Annotated in this window: 19 protein-coding genes; 6 read left to right on the forward strand and 13 right to left on the reverse strand. The window is 62.5% G+C overall.

All coding sequences use genetic code 11. The features are described 5' to 3' along the window. Positions 1-178: 178 nt before the first annotated feature. The 6 genes from RIN13_RS11845 to RIN13_RS11870 all read right to left on the reverse strand — a co-directional run bounded on the left by RIN13_RS11845 (position 179) and on the right by RIN13_RS11870 (position 3886). Positions 179-511, reverse strand: coding sequence for a hypothetical protein (locus RIN13_RS11845; RefSeq protein ID WP_309107540.1), 333 nt, complete (start codon positions 509-511; stop codon positions 179-181). A 137-nt stretch (positions 512-648) separates the two neighbouring features. Further along, on the reverse strand, positions 649-1080 hold the full coding sequence (locus RIN13_RS11850) for a hypothetical protein (protein ID WP_309107541.1): 432 nt from the start codon (positions 1078-1080) through the stop codon (positions 649-651). Positions 1081-1442: 362 nt separating this feature from the next. Beyond that, positions 1443-2234, reverse strand: coding sequence for a PIG-L family deacetylase (locus RIN13_RS11855; RefSeq protein WP_309107542.1), 792 nt, complete (start codon positions 2232-2234; stop codon positions 1443-1445). Between the two features lie 112 nt (positions 2235-2346). Further along, positions 2347-2733 carry a VOC family protein gene (locus RIN13_RS11860; RefSeq protein ID WP_309107543.1) on the reverse strand — a complete coding sequence of 129 codons (387 nt, stop codon included), beginning with the start codon at positions 2731-2733 and terminating at the stop codon, positions 2347-2349. Beyond that, positions 2730-3536: a hypothetical protein gene (locus RIN13_RS11865; protein WP_309107544.1), complete on the reverse strand. Its 807-nt coding sequence runs from the start codon at positions 3534-3536 to the stop codon at positions 2730-2732. Before RIN13_RS11865 ends, RIN13_RS11860 begins: the two co-directional genes overlap by 4 nt. 80 nt (positions 3537-3616) lie before the next feature. Continuing rightward, complete coding sequence (locus tag RIN13_RS11870) at positions 3617-3886, reverse strand: hypothetical protein (RefSeq protein ID WP_309107545.1); 270 nt, start codon at positions 3884-3886, stop codon at positions 3617-3619. A gap of 270 nt (positions 3887-4156) precedes the next feature. On the opposite strand from RIN13_RS11870, the gene RIN13_RS11875 reads away from it, so the two are divergent. Both RIN13_RS11875 and RIN13_RS11880 read left to right on the forward strand, forming a co-directional pair. Next, positions 4157-4297 (forward strand): hypothetical protein, encoded by a 141-nt coding sequence (locus RIN13_RS11875; protein ID WP_309107546.1) that lies wholly within the window; start codon positions 4157-4159, stop codon positions 4295-4297. Between the two features lie 103 nt (positions 4298-4400). Beyond that, positions 4401-5201 (forward strand): alpha/beta hydrolase, encoded by an 801-nt coding sequence (locus tag RIN13_RS11880; RefSeq protein ID WP_309107547.1) that lies wholly within the window; start codon positions 4401-4403, stop codon positions 5199-5201. Positions 5202-5213: 12 nt separating this feature from the next. On the opposite strand, the gene RIN13_RS11885 is transcribed toward RIN13_RS11880, so the two are convergent. Then, positions 5214-6623 (reverse strand): PLP-dependent aminotransferase family protein, encoded by a 1410-nt coding sequence (locus RIN13_RS11885; RefSeq protein WP_309107548.1) that lies wholly within the window; start codon positions 6621-6623, stop codon positions 5214-5216. Positions 6624-6749: 126 nt separating this feature from the next. Here RIN13_RS11885 and RIN13_RS11890 point away from each other — a divergent pair, with 126 nt between their 5' ends. Both RIN13_RS11890 and RIN13_RS11895 read left to right on the forward strand, forming a co-directional pair. Then, positions 6750-7637 (forward strand): dihydrodipicolinate synthase family protein, encoded by an 888-nt coding sequence (locus RIN13_RS11890; RefSeq protein ID WP_309107549.1) that lies wholly within the window; start codon positions 6750-6752, stop codon positions 7635-7637. A gap of 29 nt (positions 7638-7666) precedes the next feature. Continuing rightward, positions 7667-8893, forward strand: coding sequence for an MFS transporter (locus tag RIN13_RS11895; RefSeq protein WP_309107550.1), 1227 nt, complete (start codon positions 7667-7669; stop codon positions 8891-8893). Positions 8894-8903: 10 nt separating this feature from the next. On the opposite strand, the gene RIN13_RS11900 is transcribed toward RIN13_RS11895, so the two are convergent. Genes RIN13_RS11900 through RIN13_RS11910 form a run of 3 tightly spaced genes read right to left on the reverse strand, consistent with a single transcriptional unit; the run spans position 8904 to position 11471 of the window. Further along, the gene (locus RIN13_RS11900; RefSeq protein ID WP_309107551.1) at positions 8904-10121 is read right to left on the reverse strand and encodes an aminotransferase class I/II-fold pyridoxal phosphate-dependent enzyme; all 1218 of its coding nucleotides are present in this window, start codon (positions 10119-10121) and stop codon (positions 8904-8906) included. A 32-nt stretch (positions 10122-10153) separates the two neighbouring features. Continuing rightward, positions 10154-10876 carry a phenylalanine--tRNA ligase beta subunit-related protein gene (locus RIN13_RS11905; protein WP_309107552.1) on the reverse strand — a complete coding sequence of 241 codons (723 nt, stop codon included), beginning with the start codon at positions 10874-10876 and terminating at the stop codon, positions 10154-10156. Further along, positions 10869-11471, reverse strand: a complete 603-nt coding sequence (locus RIN13_RS11910) for an XRE family transcriptional regulator (RefSeq protein ID WP_309107553.1) — start codon at positions 11469-11471, stop codon at positions 10869-10871. Before RIN13_RS11910 ends, RIN13_RS11905 begins: the two co-directional genes overlap by 8 nt. 132 nt (positions 11472-11603) lie before the next feature. Here RIN13_RS11910 and RIN13_RS11915 point away from each other — a divergent pair, with 132 nt between their 5' ends. After that, complete coding sequence (locus tag RIN13_RS11915; RefSeq protein ID WP_309107581.1) at positions 11604-11957, forward strand: TraR/DksA C4-type zinc finger protein; 354 nt, start codon at positions 11604-11606, stop codon at positions 11955-11957. 27 nt (positions 11958-11984) lie between these two features. Here the strand turns inward: RIN13_RS11915 and RIN13_RS11920 are convergent, their stop codons facing one another. Next, entirely contained in the window at positions 11985-12221 is a 237-nt protein-coding gene (locus RIN13_RS11920) for a hypothetical protein (RefSeq protein WP_309107554.1), read from the reverse strand. Between the two features lie 481 nt (positions 12222-12702). On the opposite strand from RIN13_RS11920, the gene RIN13_RS11925 reads away from it, so the two are divergent. Next, a complete protein-coding gene (locus RIN13_RS11925; protein WP_309107555.1) occupies positions 12703-13053 on the forward strand; it encodes a cupin domain-containing protein in 351 nt (116 codons plus the stop codon). A gap of 226 nt (positions 13054-13279) precedes the next feature. Here RIN13_RS11925 and RIN13_RS11930 read toward each other — a convergent pair whose 3' ends face one another. Both RIN13_RS11930 and RIN13_RS11935 read right to left on the reverse strand, forming a co-directional pair. Then, on the reverse strand, positions 13280-14335 hold the full coding sequence (locus RIN13_RS11930; RefSeq protein ID WP_309107582.1) for a DNA polymerase IV: 1056 nt from the start codon (positions 14333-14335) through the stop codon (positions 13280-13282). A gap of 181 nt (positions 14336-14516) precedes the next feature. After that, positions 14517-14717, reverse strand: coding sequence for a hypothetical protein (locus tag RIN13_RS11935; protein ID WP_309107556.1), 201 nt, complete (start codon positions 14715-14717; stop codon positions 14517-14519). Positions 14718-14746: the final 29 nt, after the last annotated feature.

A 14746-nucleotide genomic window follows, 5' to 3' on the forward strand; every position in this document is an offset into this window, starting at 1 on the left:
TTCAGGGGTGCTGTGCGTTGGACGATCTCGTCGGACCGTGTTGAGCGGAGGTGGCGGCGCGGATCGCATGTTTTCACGTTCTTCCCCTATTCGTACGCAAGTCCGACGGCGGCCATGTACACCAGCCCGCCCAGTATCAGGATCAGGATCAGGTAAAGCGCAAAACTCCAGCGCATTCCTACTCGCCTCCTACTTCGCACTTGTACGGGGATTCTCCTTCGGGCGTGCAGCCGGCGCCCGTGATTTTCCAGCCGGAGGCCGAGGAATTGAGGAACACAGCATCATTTTCGAATTCGACGAATGCGTCCCGCCCATAGATTTCAGTCCGCACAGGTCCTCCGGTGTCCTTCAAGCAAGCGCCGGCGGTGTTCCCGGACGTGATTTCCTCGCGGAACGACGAGGCCGCCTCGGCTGCTCCGCTTCCCTCGGGCGCGCAACCCAGGAGGGACAACAACGCCAGCACCAGGACTCCACCCACTGTGCCTTTGATTCCTGGTAGCCTCTCGCTCACAGATCCTCCTGACAGTGGTCCTTACTGTTCCTAAAGGAGAAGTACCCAAAGCGGGCGTTTTCCTCACGACGGCGGGAGTCGCCGTCGTGAGCTGCCGTTTCGTGCCGGCCCGAAGGTCAGGGCGTTCTAATGGAGTATCATTCGGGCAGTTCCATTTGGAAGCCGCAAGCGCATCTGAGAACCCTGGTGGAGAGGTAGACGTCCAGGGCGTCCTCGGCGGCACCTTCGGTGGATAGGGGAGCGGAAAGTCTGCGCAGGTCTGAGCCTGCCTTTTCCATTGGTTGTCCGCAGTGCATGTAATGCCCGCCGAATATGAGCACTTCGCCTGTTTGATCAGTGTTGGCCAGGACCAAGGACACGTCTGCAACCCCGGCAAGGTGTTCGTCGAAGCGTCCGCACCGGCTGCAAGTGTAGGACACCATGACTACATCGGCAGGATGATCAGGAAAATGAATGACCGCTGAGATGCTGAGACGGCGATCGGTGCCGCAGTTGAAGCACATTACGGGCAGCACGCGGGGCGGCTGGCCGGCACCGTCATTGCGGAAGCCCGGTGATCCAAGTGACATGATCATGCCCCCAGGGGGAATTCCGTGTCGGGAGCGAGGGAGGTGGCGTCGTGAAGGAACCGCTGGAGTTGGGAGGTGGCCATGTCAGGCTCTTTCCTCGGGGTGCACAATGGGCCGCCGTGAGGCTACAGCAGCGCTACCTCCGGGCTGTGCACAACGCCGGGAGTGGTTCCCCTGCGGAAAAGCACTGACACGCAGGAGGCCTACACCGAAAATACCTTGTGTGGGCCCGGCTGTATAGAGCGGTCCGTGCCGCTGTATAACCGCCTGAGTTCATCTGGTCTCAACGGCGGTGGGGGCCGGTGGTGGGGGAGGTCCGTTCGGGGACTGCTAGGTGCTTCGCCCAGAAGGTTTGAGACGGCTCAGAGCCCCTCAAACAGATCTGTCAGCAATGGACTGCCAGGCGGCCTCGGAGGCCACGCCATGACTGAGGATTCCCTGGATACGATTCTGGCCCACCGGCGCTCGTTCACTCCTGGGTCGACGATGACGTGTCGCTGGGATTTGTGCTCCAACAGGCCTGCGACTATCCGGTGCGCTACCTGGCTCGTGTCCACGTCGATATCGATTAATTCATCAGGCACCGGGCGCAGGTGATACTCGCGAGCAGGATTCCAAGGTTCCAATCCCTGTTGTTGTCTCGTTCGGTTCCAGCGTTCGAAGGTTGACGCGCGCAAGGCCCCATGGACGAGTCGTTTCAGGCCGGGCCCCGGCACCTGTCGCGCCCGTGTGAAGGCTTCATCTGTGGCCCTGCCGACGGCGATGTGGTCCCGGTGTCCCGTGATCCCGTCGGGCCCAAAAGTCACCACTACCTGCGGGCGTTCCTGAAGGAGGATCGCCAGAATCCTCTCTGCCAGCTCGTCAAAAGCCACTTCCGCCACATGCCCGTCCGCGTAGTCCAGCCATTCGTGCCGGTCCGGAATTGTGCCGTGGGCCCGCCAAGCATTGACGCTTTCCTTCCGGCGCCAACCACCTAACTCCTGAGGGGTTGTCGGGACGCCCTCGGCGATCTGTCCGGCTCCACCGTCGGTCGCAAGGACCAGGCAGAACCGGAACCCGGGGTCGTTCTCATGCATGGCAATCGACCCCGCGCAACCGTAGGCATCGTCGTCCGGATGCGCAACCACAACTGCCAGCGAATGTGGTTCACCCATACCAGAGAGGCTAAACCTCTATGCCCCGGAACAACAGGCAATCGGCCAATGGCGGACCGAGGAACCTTCCCGGAGGAGATCGTCGATAGGTGACCATCGGCGAGGCAGGAGTTCAAGCAGCACCCGATCCGTACGGTCGCGTGATCGCCTCGAGGAAATGCCCGTCGGGATCCGTGAAGTAGACGCCACGTCCGCCGTCGTTGTGGTTGATCTGCTGTGGGCGGGACCGTCCCGGGTCTGCCCAGTAGGGGACGCCCTGGGTCTGGATCCTTGCGAAGATTCCGTCGAAGTCCTCTTCGCTGACCAGGAAGGCGTAGTGCTGCGGGGTGATGGGCCGGTCCGCCGTGGCGAAATCGAGGGCCACTCCGTGGTCGAGGGGCACGGTCATAAACGACCACATTGCTTGGGGTTTCGGCAGACCGAGCACGTTTGTGAGGAACTCCGCAGACCGGCGCTTGTCCGTTGCATAGACGATGGTGTGGTTGAAACTGACGGTCATGATGACTGCCCGACCGGCAGTACCAGCATGTAACCGGTCGGTAGGTTACTGCTCCAGCGTCGGGGCTCGCGGACGACGAATTGCGTGGCCAACTGCTCAGGAGTGAGCAGGGAGTTGGGTGCAGGGGAGGGTCCCCACGGATCGCCGCCGTACGGGTAGAGCGGATCCTGGACTCGGATGCCCGTGACGGAGAACTCCCGGAACTGGCCCGGATCGCCGAGTGACTCGAAGCCGCTCATCACTGAGACATGGCGGCCACGCCACAGGACCAGTCCCACCGGCCGGTCCGTCTCGACGATGGCGCGAGCAGCAGTCTGCAGTGCTTCCTCGTAGTCGGCGATGCTGACCACCGTGTACGGTCCCATTCCAACTTCGTTCAGCACCTGCGCCCAGCCCAAGGGGTTGGCGCCGTTGAAAGAGTTGGACGACCTTGCCCGGGCCATCTCCCACAGCTCGCCCTGCTGAACGCTATCGGCCCAAGTGCCGGCTCCCGTGTCGTCGATGAGGTTGTGCATCATCTGGATGCTCGCCGCCACACACCACTCAAAGGTGTACTGCGGCACGAAGTCGCCCTCCTGATAGAGGTTTAGGGCGAACGGCTGGGGGGCCGGGGGCGGCGTGGGAACCGGTGTCGGGGTGGGAGGAGGAGCAGTGACGTTATCGGCTGCGGCTGCGGGCGCCGAGGAGATCTGGCTCGGTTGACCGGTGGCAGCCTCATCGAGCCTGACAGCGGGCACGCATGCCGAGAGGAGCGTGGCTGGGATGACGAACCACGCCAGAAGACGGAGCTGGGCACCGGTCATGATCAATCCAGTTTATCGCGGCCGGGATTCGTCGGGCAGGGGATGGCACAGGCTGCAGGCTTTAGTCCTCGCCGCGGGTCTCAAGCATCGGGCATACGCCCCCCCCGGGCCACCGATAGCCCGATCTCTTGGGACACGACCCTGACCTCCGGGACGATGGGGAGGCTTTGCGCCAGCCGCCTGCGCGCCTCTGGCAGGACCTCGTCCACGAGGGGGCTCGACCGTCCCACAAAATACACGGACTCGGGGTCCAGGGTAACTGTGACTGCACCGACAGCAGAAAGCTGGGGTCCGCCCTGGGTGATCTCATGATCGTTACAACCAGCGAAGCTCAGCACCGTACTAAGCATGAACAAAGCAGCATTGCAATCGTTATCGCTGGAGTCGTCCTTGTGGAAACAGGACACGGTGCGGCAAAGCCCAAAGCGGCCGAGGCGGGTTCATGGGCTGGTTCCTCCTGGTCGGCGCGATCATCACAGAGGTCGCCCCGAAACTCTCTCTTCGAGCCTCCGAGGGGCTTCGGAAAAGGAAGTGGATTGCCCCCTTGGTTGCGTAATAACGCAGCGTTTCGCCCCTGACCATCGCTTTGGCCAACGGCGTTCCGGTGTGACCTACGGTGATTGGGCGCGTCAAGGGTTTCACTCACGGCTGCTGGTGCCCACGTCTTTTTCAAGGAGAGGCTCACCCTGCGCATGGGCGCAGGCATCGTCCCCATCGCAGTCGACGTCCTGGTCATCGAACTCGGAAGCGAGGCCCACTAAAGCAGGGGCTTGCAGGGGGCGTCGGATAGCCCTGCCGCCGAGGCAGCATCCGGACTAGGATGGCCCGAAAGGAAGCCGTGGACGTGGAGCGGAGGACGCGGCGATGCACCCGGAAGAAGGTCCCGAAAGCGGGTATGCCCCAGTTAACGGAATGCAGATGTACTACGAGCTGCATGGTGCCGGCGGCACACCGCTCTTGCTCCTGCATGGCGGGCTGTTTGATATCCAGCAGCAGTTTGGGGCATTGATCCCAAGCTTGTCGGCCGGACGCAAGGTCATCGCCACGGACTTTCAAGGTCACGGCCGTACCAACGACGTTGACCGTCCACTGAACACCCCCGACCTGGCCACCGACGTCGTCGGGCTTCTTGCCCATCTGGAGGTCCGGGAGGTCGATGTGTTCGGATTCAGCGTCGGCGGCGCGGTTGCACTGCATCTTGCGGTCAACCGTCCGGACCTTGTGCGCAAACTCATTGTCTCTTCGGTGTCATTCCGCCCCGACGGCGACCGGGGCGGAAACGCCGAATCGGTTGCCGCGATGACCGTCGATATGATTGCCGGAACCCCAATGGAAGAGCGCTATCTGGCCGTTTCGCCGCACCCGGACCACGAGCATCTCCAGGCGCTCTTGGACAAGCTCGGAGGCTACGATGCGGGTGCCACAGGTTGGAGTGATGACGAGATCCGCAGCATCACCGCACCTACGCTGATCACCGTCGGTGATTGCGACATGGTCAAGCTCGAGCACGCGGTGCGTTTCCTTCAGCTGCGCGGGGGAGACGTGAACGGTGACTTTGAGGGGGTGCCCGCTTCGCAGCTCGCAGTGTTTCCCGGCACAACACATTTCTTCGGACTGGCAAGGACCGAACTGGTGCGGGAGGTTGTGACCACCTTTCTCGATTGACGACGCCGGCAGCTAATCTTCCGCTACTGGCCCGGCGTCGAGAAGGTTTCCCAGGACGTTGAGAGCTTCGGACAGCTGGAGGTCGGTGACGGCGCCATATCCTATGACCAGGCCGTTCACTGGTGGCCTGTCGGCGTAGTAGCCAGCCAGCGGTATCACGCGAACTCCCTTTTTGAGCGCCTCCGCGGCCAGAGCTGTTGCGTTCGGTTCGCGGAAACGGATAACAGCATGGAGCCCTCCCTCAAGAGCGCCGAGCTCCAGGTCTTGCCGAGTCCCGAGGCGGTCAATTAGCAAGGCGCGGCGGTGCGAGTACTCCCGACGCGCGCGGGTGATGTGGCGTGAAAGTCCGCCCGCTTGGATGTAGTGCGCCAGGGCTGATTGCAGCACTCCTGCCACAGGCGTGTCCAGTGCTTCACGTAGTGCTTTCAGCCCGCGGCCCGATTCGCCGCGAACTACCAGGTAACCGGAACGCAGCCATGGGCTCAGGTTCTTGGAAAACGTTCCCAGAAGCACCACCTCAGCATTCGTGGGAAGTGCGGCAACGGCAGGAAGGGGCATTCTGCTGTGGCGGAATTCGCTGTCGTAGTCATCTTCCAGAACGAGCACATTGTGTTGGTCGGCCCACTTCAGGAGCCCCAGCCGTTCCTGGACGGTCATTCTGCCACCAAGGGGGTACTGGTGGCTGGGCGTTATGAGAACCGCGTCCGGAATGTCCTCGAGAGCGGCCAGCTGTGAAGTCCGCAGACCGTCTTCGTCCACCGGAACAGTCTGCAGCTGAGCGCCGGCGGCTCTCATGACGCTGCGGGCTCTTGGGTAGCCGGGATCCTCCAGCAGTATACGAGGATTAGCTCCGCCGGTGCGCAGCATGGACACAATCAGGTGCAGCGCATCACTGGTTCCGCCAGTGATAATGACATCTTCAGGTTCGACCGCGAGGCCGCGTGACACCGCCAGATGCCCTGCGACAGCTTTCCTCAGCTCGACCGTTCCAAGTGCCGGCGGCAGGTGGGTGTTTCCCTGTTCCGATATTGCCTTTTTCCAGGCATTGCGCCATTCGCGGTCCTTGAACGGTGACCCGGATGGCCGCCCGGGAGTCAGATCTATCTGGTCAGCCGTCTCGGTGCCGCGGTTGGGATACTGCTCCTTTTTGGGGGGTCGTTGGATGTCGGGCCGGACGGCCACCCTGGTCCCGCCTGCTCCGCTGCTCTCGAGGAATCCTTCCCCGGACAGCTGCTCGAACGCGCGAACCACCACACCCCGTGAAATGCCGAGGTCCGAGGCCATCCTGCGGGTTGCGGGAAGTGTGTGTTCGGGCTGCAGGATTCCGCTGAGGATGGCGGCACGCAGCTGGTTGGCTACTTGCGCGGCCAAGGAAACGGAGCTCTCCCTGTCCAGTTCGATGGGAAGTTCGGCTTCGCTCATTGGACCTCCAAACTTGGTGATTCTTGGACCTAGTGTAGGACCAAAGCCTTTGACAGCATGAAATCGGTAAGTACCTCACGCTGCGCTCCGGACTCGGCCTGCACAGCCCGATGAAAGAAGGACTCCGTGTTCAACGGCCTCAGTGCATTCCCCCTCACTCCCATGCAGGGTGAAAATGTCGACCTCAAAGCCGTTTCCTTGCTGGTATCCCGCGCAGCCAAGGCCGGAGTGGACTCCCTGGGCGTCCTTGGCTCGACGGGAAACTATGCCTACCTTTCCCGCGATGAACGTCGGGCCGTCCTGGAGGCTTCTGTGGATGCTGCTGACGGTGTTCCCGTCCTCGCCGGCATAGGGGCACTGCGCCTGCGGGACGTGCTCACACTGGCTGGGGATGCGCAGGCAGCACGTGCTTCTGCCTTGCTGCTGGCTCCTGTCTCCTACCAGCGACTCACCGATGCAGAGGTATTCGGCCTGTATGAGGACGTCGCAGCTGAAACAGCCCTTCCCATCGTCGTCTATGACAACCCGGGCACCACGGGCTTCACCTTCTCGGACGATCTTCACGCCCGCATCGCCGGGATCCCGGGAATAGCAGCGATAAAGATACCGCCACCCCCTACCGGACTGGTTTCCGCCCGCATCGGAGACTTCCGCTCCCGGCTGCCGCAGGGAACATCCGTGGGGATCAGCGGCGACTGGGTTGCGGCCGAAGCGCTTGTTGCCGGTTGTGACGTCTGGTACTCCGTGATCGCAGGGGTACTTCCCCACCAGGCCAAGACCCTCGTGGATCATGCCCTGGCGGGTCGCCATGAGCTTGCTTTGAAAGCGTCGGCAGAGCTTGAACCTGTCTGGTCTTTGTTCCGAACCTACGGCGGCCTCCGGGTGACGGCGGCCCTTGCAGAAGACCTCGGAATCGTAAGGTCTTCTGCGCTGCCGCCACCCCTCCGCGGGCTGGACACCGAGGGCAGGGACAAGGTTTCACAAGCCATCCGCCAGATCAGGCTGGAGGCATAACCAGTGGCAGTGACGTGGAGGAGGGCACCGTGAGTCTTCTCGGTGGAAAAAGCCGGCCCCGGACGGACACGGGAAAGTCCTCGGTTTCCGGAGGTCTTGCACGTTACGTTCTAGCGGCCACGCTGGCCCGCAGTGCAGACGGCGGTGCCGTCGTCGCCATCGTCCTGCTTGTGACCACCAGCGGCGCCCCCGGGTGGTTGGCCGGGATCCTTGGTGCGTGCATCACCGCCCCGCATCTTTTTGGTCCCCTCATTGCCAGGCGCCTGGACACCGCCCGTGATGGTCGAACAGTGATCGCCTTGGCCTGCATTGCGCATGGCGTGACCCTGGCTGCTGCTGTCCTGCTGTATCCGGTGACACCGCCCATCCTGCCGGGCGGACTGCTCCTGGCCTCCGGGCTGGTTGGCCCGCTCCTGACCGGTGGCATCAGTAGCCGCCTGGCAGCTATCGCCGGCAGTGACAGAACTAGCCAGCGCCGGGCCCAGGGGTGGGACGTTGCCACGTACGGTATCGGCGGCACCATTGGGCCTGCGCTGGTGGCGGGTGTCTCGGCGTGGGCGGATCCCGCCATCGCGGCACTTCTCCTTGCCGCATCAACAGTTATTGCGGCAGCTGTGGTGAGGCTTTTGCCCTATTCGCCGCCTGCAGCTGTTCCGTCGGACGTTCCCCGGCCGGGCCAGACACTGCGGATGATGCTCGGAAGCGGTCCCTTACGCCGCACGCTCTACCTGACTGTCGTCGTCGCCCTGTGTGTTGCAGCGCTGCCCATCACCGCCGTCGCCTCCACCGGGATGCTCCGCGTTGAACCGGCTGCAGCCGGGATACTGACGGCCGCCTACGGTCTGGGCGGACTGATCGGATCCGCGGGCGTCATGATCCGGCCCATGAGAACCGATGCGGACCCGCTGATGACCTGGCTGGGTGCTGCCGTGGGTGCTGCCCTTTGCGGGGCAGCGCTCGTCGGAGTATTTCCGGCGGCCGTCGTGGCCTACGCTTTGGCTGGGCTACTCAACTCCTGCTTCTTTGCCGCAACTCTGGCAGCCCGTAGTGAGTACGCACCTGCCGAGGCGCGCGGTCAGGTGTTTGTCTGGGTAGGCGCCTTGAAGATTACCGCCGGCTCGGCCGGCACCGCCTTGGCAGGGGCAATGGTCGCATCTGCTGCCCAGCTTCCCTTGTTCCTGGCATCCGGATTCATTGGTGTAGCTGTAATTGCTTCCATCCTGGACCGCTATCGGAGCCGGACTGCTGGGCTCTAGGCTTTCGGCGCTACTGTTCCCCGAACGTCTTGTCCAGTGCGCTGAGGATGTCGTCGATAATGTCTTCCGGATCTTCGAGGCCGATCGAAAGTCGCAAATGACCGTACTTGTGAAACGAGGCCGGGTAGTTTTCCGATCCGCCACGGGCGTCCGGGCCCACGTGCACGATGAGCGTTTCATCATGTCCAAGGGACACAGCGGACGTGATGACCTGCAGGTTCCTCACAAAGCGGTTTTGGGTGTTCGAGTCTCCTTCGACGGCGAACGCAAGCACGCCGCCGTATCCGTTGCCACCGAACTGTTTGCCGGCCAGTTCGTGCTGCGGGTGGGAGGCCAAGCCTGGGTAGAGGACGTAGGCAATCCGCGGATCGGATTCCAGGAGCGCCGCCACTTTCTCGGCGCTTGAGAACTGCTGCTTGAGGCGCAGCGGCAACGTGACCGAGCCGCGCATGATCATCCATGCGTTGAACGGGGAAATCACGCCACCGGCATCCACGATAGCGTCGTGCCGTATGTGCTGGACCAGTTCACGTCGCCCGATGACCACTCCGCCCATGGCGTCGCCGTGGCCGTTAATGTATTTGGTCAGCGAGTGGATGACAAGGTCGGCCCCGTCGTCAAGTGCACGGTAGAAGGGTGCCGGCGTGAACGTGGCGTCGATGGTCAGCAGTACGCCGGCGTCTTTGGCGATGGCTGCGAGTGCTGCGACGTTGGCCACCTTGGTTGTCGGGTTCGCAATCGTTTCAGCATGGATCAGCTTCGTGTTGGGACGCACAGCAGCCCGTACTGCGTCGAGATCATCGGCGTCTACGAACGTCGCCTGGATACCGTATTTCTCCGGAAGAAGTTCGCCGAACAGGCGGTACACCGCTTCGTACGTCACATTGGAGACCACAACGTGATCCCCTGATTTCAGCAGGGTGAAGAAGACGCCGTGCAGTGCCGCCACACCAGTCGCGAAGGCTGCGGCAGCTTCAGCGCCCTCCATCGCCGCGAGCTTGGTCTCAAGAGCCACCTGGTTGGCGCCGGCGTTTCGCGTGTAGACCAGCCCTTCGTCAACTCCCGACCAATCCATTGCTGAGGGGTCGTCCGGCAGCACATAGGAATTCGCCATGACCAAGGGCGTGCGGAGCGCGCCGGTACCTTTGTCGATGCTGTTTCCTCCATGGACGGCCCAGGTGGAGTCATGGACGGAGGCCCGGTTGTGCTTATCAGGGGTTCGCTTCATTGCAGTGGTTTTCCTTCGGAAAGTATTGGGCTTCACTGAGCGGACTCAATGAGGTGATGGGTGGTGACGACGTCGGGGCCAAGGCGGACTATGTGTGTTGTCAGGTCTTCGCCCGCGGCGAGGAGGGCTTCCGTGGTCATTGGCTCGAGTGCGTCGAGGATAAACAAGGCGGTGGTGGTCTCGTCGCGGAGTTGAGTGCGCCGGCCCTGACGCCAGTTCCAGCGGCGGCAGGTCACGCCGTCGTCATCACACCAGACAACCTCACCTGGATCCGGGTATTCAATCAGTGGCGCTCCGTTTGCCACTGTGTCGAACGGTTCCTGACCCCTGGCTCGGATAAGACGCGGTGCCCCGACGTAGCCTGCGAGGTCTTCGCCGCCGAGCGGAATCTGGTGCAGCACCGAGACAGCGTTATAGAGGTCGGTGAGCCTGTTGACCCTGGGGAGCCCGGCATCAGCGCGGCGGACCAGTGCTTCAAGGCTGTTGCGCGTGCGGTTGGGCTTAGCTCCAAAGGCTTGGTACGCCTCCCGCCATGCTGCGACGTGGGGGAGGTGTTCCACTTTTTGCTCCGCGAGTGCCGCTTTGGCTGCTGCTTCCGCCTGCTCCAGCAAGGCGTTGCTGGCGTCATCGCTCGGCCCCGGCACGAGTCCGTCGACGGCGATCAGCAGGGCACGGTAGTCGGGCCGAAGCTCGAATACCGCGGGCTCGACGTGCGCTGCCTTGAGGATTTCCTGGAGTGCTTCGGCGTTACGCATTGCCGGCCTCCCGATGCTGTGACCCCACGCCACGCTCGAAGACGGCGAGCGAGAACCTGGCCGGTTCGGTGCGGTTGTTGGCGTATGAGTGGGCCACGTCCCCGGGGAAGGTTATCGAATCCCCGGCGTCGAGGGCGACCGTTTGGTCCGCGACGCTGACGGCGACTGAGCCTTCCTGAACCTGCAGGAGTTCTTTGGTGCCGGGCGTGTGGGCCTCGCTGGTGTGTTTGTCGCCCGGGCCGAGGATCCAGTCCCAGAGTTCAAGAACTTCTGGAGGTTCTGTTCCGGCCACCAGCACGCCGCGGCCGCCGGATTCACTGCTCCAAAGGACAGCACCCTCACCCTTCCGGATCACCTTGACGGCCTTGGGCTCGGGGGATTGGACCAGATCCGGGAGACCCACTCCGAGAGCCTCGCTGATTCGCAGCAGCGTGCCCACGCTTGGGTTCATTGTTGCCTGTTCCACATTGATGATCATGCGACGGCTGACCCCGGCGGCTTCGGCCAACTGGTCCAAGGTCCAGCGGCGGGCCTGACGTTCCTGCTTTACCCGGGCGCCGATGGCCAACGCCAGGGAGGCTATGCTTTCATTCATGGATGCAGCATAGTGCACTAATAGTGCATGTACAACAACGATCAACTCGCTAAGCCCGTTTGCCCAGGTTGGCGCAGTCCTTAGTGCTGGAAGCCTCGACGGTACCGGGTGATGGCGGTAGCCTTGCAGGCCATGGTGGACATCGCGCGTTTCCGGGTCCTTCTCGAGGGAGAGCGGGACCGCAAGTATGCCCTCCTGAAGGCACTCCGTCAGGACATTGGCTCGGTGAGTGCGTCGCGGAAGAACTCCAATGTGGATGATGAGCATGATCCGGAAGGCAGCACCATCGCTTTCGAGCTTTCCCAGGCATCTGCGCTGATGGAGCAAAGCCGGGCAGGACTGGAGCAGATTGAGGGCGCCCTTGAGCGGATATCCGATGGAAGTTATGGAGTTTGTGTAGTGTGCGGGGCGGCCATTCCAGAAGGTCGCCTAGAGGCCAGGCCCTGGACACCTTTCTGCATCGACCATGCTTCAGGAAGGCGCTGATTTGTCCAGGTGACAGGACTCGGGCAGTCAGGAATTCTCGTCGACCAGCTGCATGGACGGGCGATTTTGGGACGAAGCTGCGATGAACGTTGCGGTTATCGCTCCGAGCAGGGACAGGAGGAGCCAGGGAGCGGGTGTAGTGATTGAGGGCGTGTAGGCGAGTTCATAACGTGGGGCCAGGGCGGTGTTGCCGATGACAACGGCGAGCCCTCCGGCGCTGGCGAGCGGCCTGGGAAGAGCGAAGTAGAGTTGGTTGGCCGCCACCAGATTGACACTGTAAAAGGCGGCGAACCCGATGAACTTTTTCTCCCTGAGGCAGGACCAAAGGCCGGACGTCTGTGAATGGCCGCGCAATTCGGTTGAGGTTTTGGGGGCTTGAATTTTGAGGTTTGGGGATGAACAGCCAAAAGACCAGCGCCATGACGGCGAACACGGCAGCCCCTGCCAGCAGTGCGGTATCAAAACCGGTATGGAGAAGCAGGGTCGCAACCGAAACTGCCCGGATGATCGCGGACAAATTCGCATTGAGGCCGGCAACGGGATGACGGAGCAGGTACATGCGGCGGTCGCGCACATATTCGACATCGGACGCCGAACTGACTTATGAAGGCTGGTAGTCCTCAGCGGCAAGCACCAGCCGTTAATCCCGGATCAAGGTAGTAGGTCCGAACCGCGAGCGCGTAGACGCCTGATGATCCACTAGGCTACAATTGTCAACAATTGACGATTCCCATTGGAAGGAAAAATGATGCGTCCATACGTATACGTCCCTGCAGCTGAGGTTCAGGGCGAGCTCGAGCCCAACGGCTACCGCGCTGGCTATGACTCAGGAGACCCCAAGACGGCAATCCTGAAGTTCGACACTGAGGTCAAGACCGGTGTCTGGGAGTGCCAGCCCGGCGGCTGGGATATAACCCCTCGCGAGGACACCGAGCTCTGCTACATCGTGAGCGGCCGTGTGACCGTCACCGACGGCGCCACCGGCAATGTCTACGAAGTGTCTGCCGGCGATGTAGTCGTGCAGCCCAAGGGCTGGTCGGGCCGCTGGGTGGTCACCGAGACCATCCGCAAGGTCTACTGCCACGGCTTCGACTGATCGTCGTGTGACCCGACGCTGGGTTAACGGGCCGTACCCTCATTGAGGGTGCGGCCCACGCGGGTCTCCGGCACAGCAGCAGGTCGCAGAAGAAACAGCACCGCTCTTCGTTCTTCTCCAAGGCCACGCGAAACGATCGCTCCAAGCTCCCAAAACCGCCCAACTCTCGGCATCCCGCACCTACGAACAGGGGCACCACATCGCTGAGCGGTCTGTGGCAGGCCCGTCACCATCCGCTGCGGGTAGGGGTATGCCCTTGCCGTGAGTCTTCGGGCATCGGCATTTCGGCCCGCAGCCCCAGGAGCCGGACGGGGCGATCCGGCTCGATCTTCGCCGCGAGGTCGAGGGTGCGTGCGAGCACTTCTGCCGGGTCCGACGTCTGGGGGATCTTGCGGCCGTACGTCTTGGTGAGGAACGGGGCGTAGCGGACCTTGAGCGTCAGCCCGATCACCGGCCGCCCCTCAGCCGCGACATCTTCCAGGACCTGCGCCGCCAACTCCCTGACGGCGTCGTGAATCTGCCCGGACTCAGTCAGATCCCGCTGGAAGGTGGTTTCCCGGCTGTGCCCGCGGGCCACCCAAGGTGTGTCATCGACTGTCCGTGCGCCGTCACCCCGCCCGAGCTGGGCATACCAGGGGCCCATCTTCGGACCGAACTCGGGGACAAGGTCATCAGGATTGGACGCTGCAAGCTGTGCAACTGTCCGGATGCCGAGCGTGGCAAGGCGACGCGACACCTTTGTCCCCACGCCCCACAGCTCGATCGTCGGCCGGCTCCCCATGACCTCGAGCCAGTTGGCATTCGTGAGCCGGAAGACACCGGCAGGCTTGCCGAACCTCGTTGCAACCTTGGCGCGGACCAAGGTGTCACCGATGCCGACACTGCAGTGCAACATGGTCTCCTCAAGGACCGCCTGCTGCAATCGCCGGGCGTACGCCTCGGGGTTCTCCGTCAGCACCCCAACGAAAGCTTCATCCCAGCCGAGCACCTGGACCGTGGCGCCAGGTTGCGAGTGGAGCACCGACATGACTTTTTCGGAGGCGGCGAGGTAAGTATCGGCGTCTACGGGCAGGATGACGGCGTCGGGCACCTTCCGTGCGGCGATGCGCAGCGGCATTCCCGAGCCGACGCCGAACTTCCTTGCTTCGTAGGACGCTGTCGAGACGACCGCCCGTTCCGTCGGATCACCGCGTCCGCCAACGATCACCGCCTTGCCCGCAAGCTCAGGCCGGCGCAGCACTTCGACGGCTGCAATGAACTGGTCAAGGTCCACATGCAGCACCCATGGTTCGCTCACAGCCCCAGTCTGCCCCGGGCAGGCGTTCCGCACCACTGCTTCGCCGCCACTGTTTTTGCTGTCTGGGCGTATGGATTAAAGCCGTCGGGTGCTGAGTTGATGCCCTTTTGAACCTCCAAAACGGCACCTACTCAGCACTCGACGGCTGCGCATGAACGATGGGTGGCTAGTTCTTTTGGCCGAGCACCTCGGTATCGATATATGACCCGGGGCGGCTAACTGCGCGGCCGTCCCCCTGGCAGCCGCACTTGGCGTCGATTTCCAGCCGGACTGTAACGGGTTCGGCATCTTCGAGGCTGACGGTGAACGAGGTGTTGCCTTCACCTGATATGCGAAGGACCTTCTCTTTTTGCTGGGAGTCGTGCATTTGCTTCCGTTCTTCTAAAGGCAAGAGGA

Origin of the sequence: Arthrobacter sp., from assembly GCF_031179985.1 — a bacterium.
GTDB lineage: Bacteria > Actinomycetota > Actinomycetes > Actinomycetales > Micrococcaceae > Arthrobacter.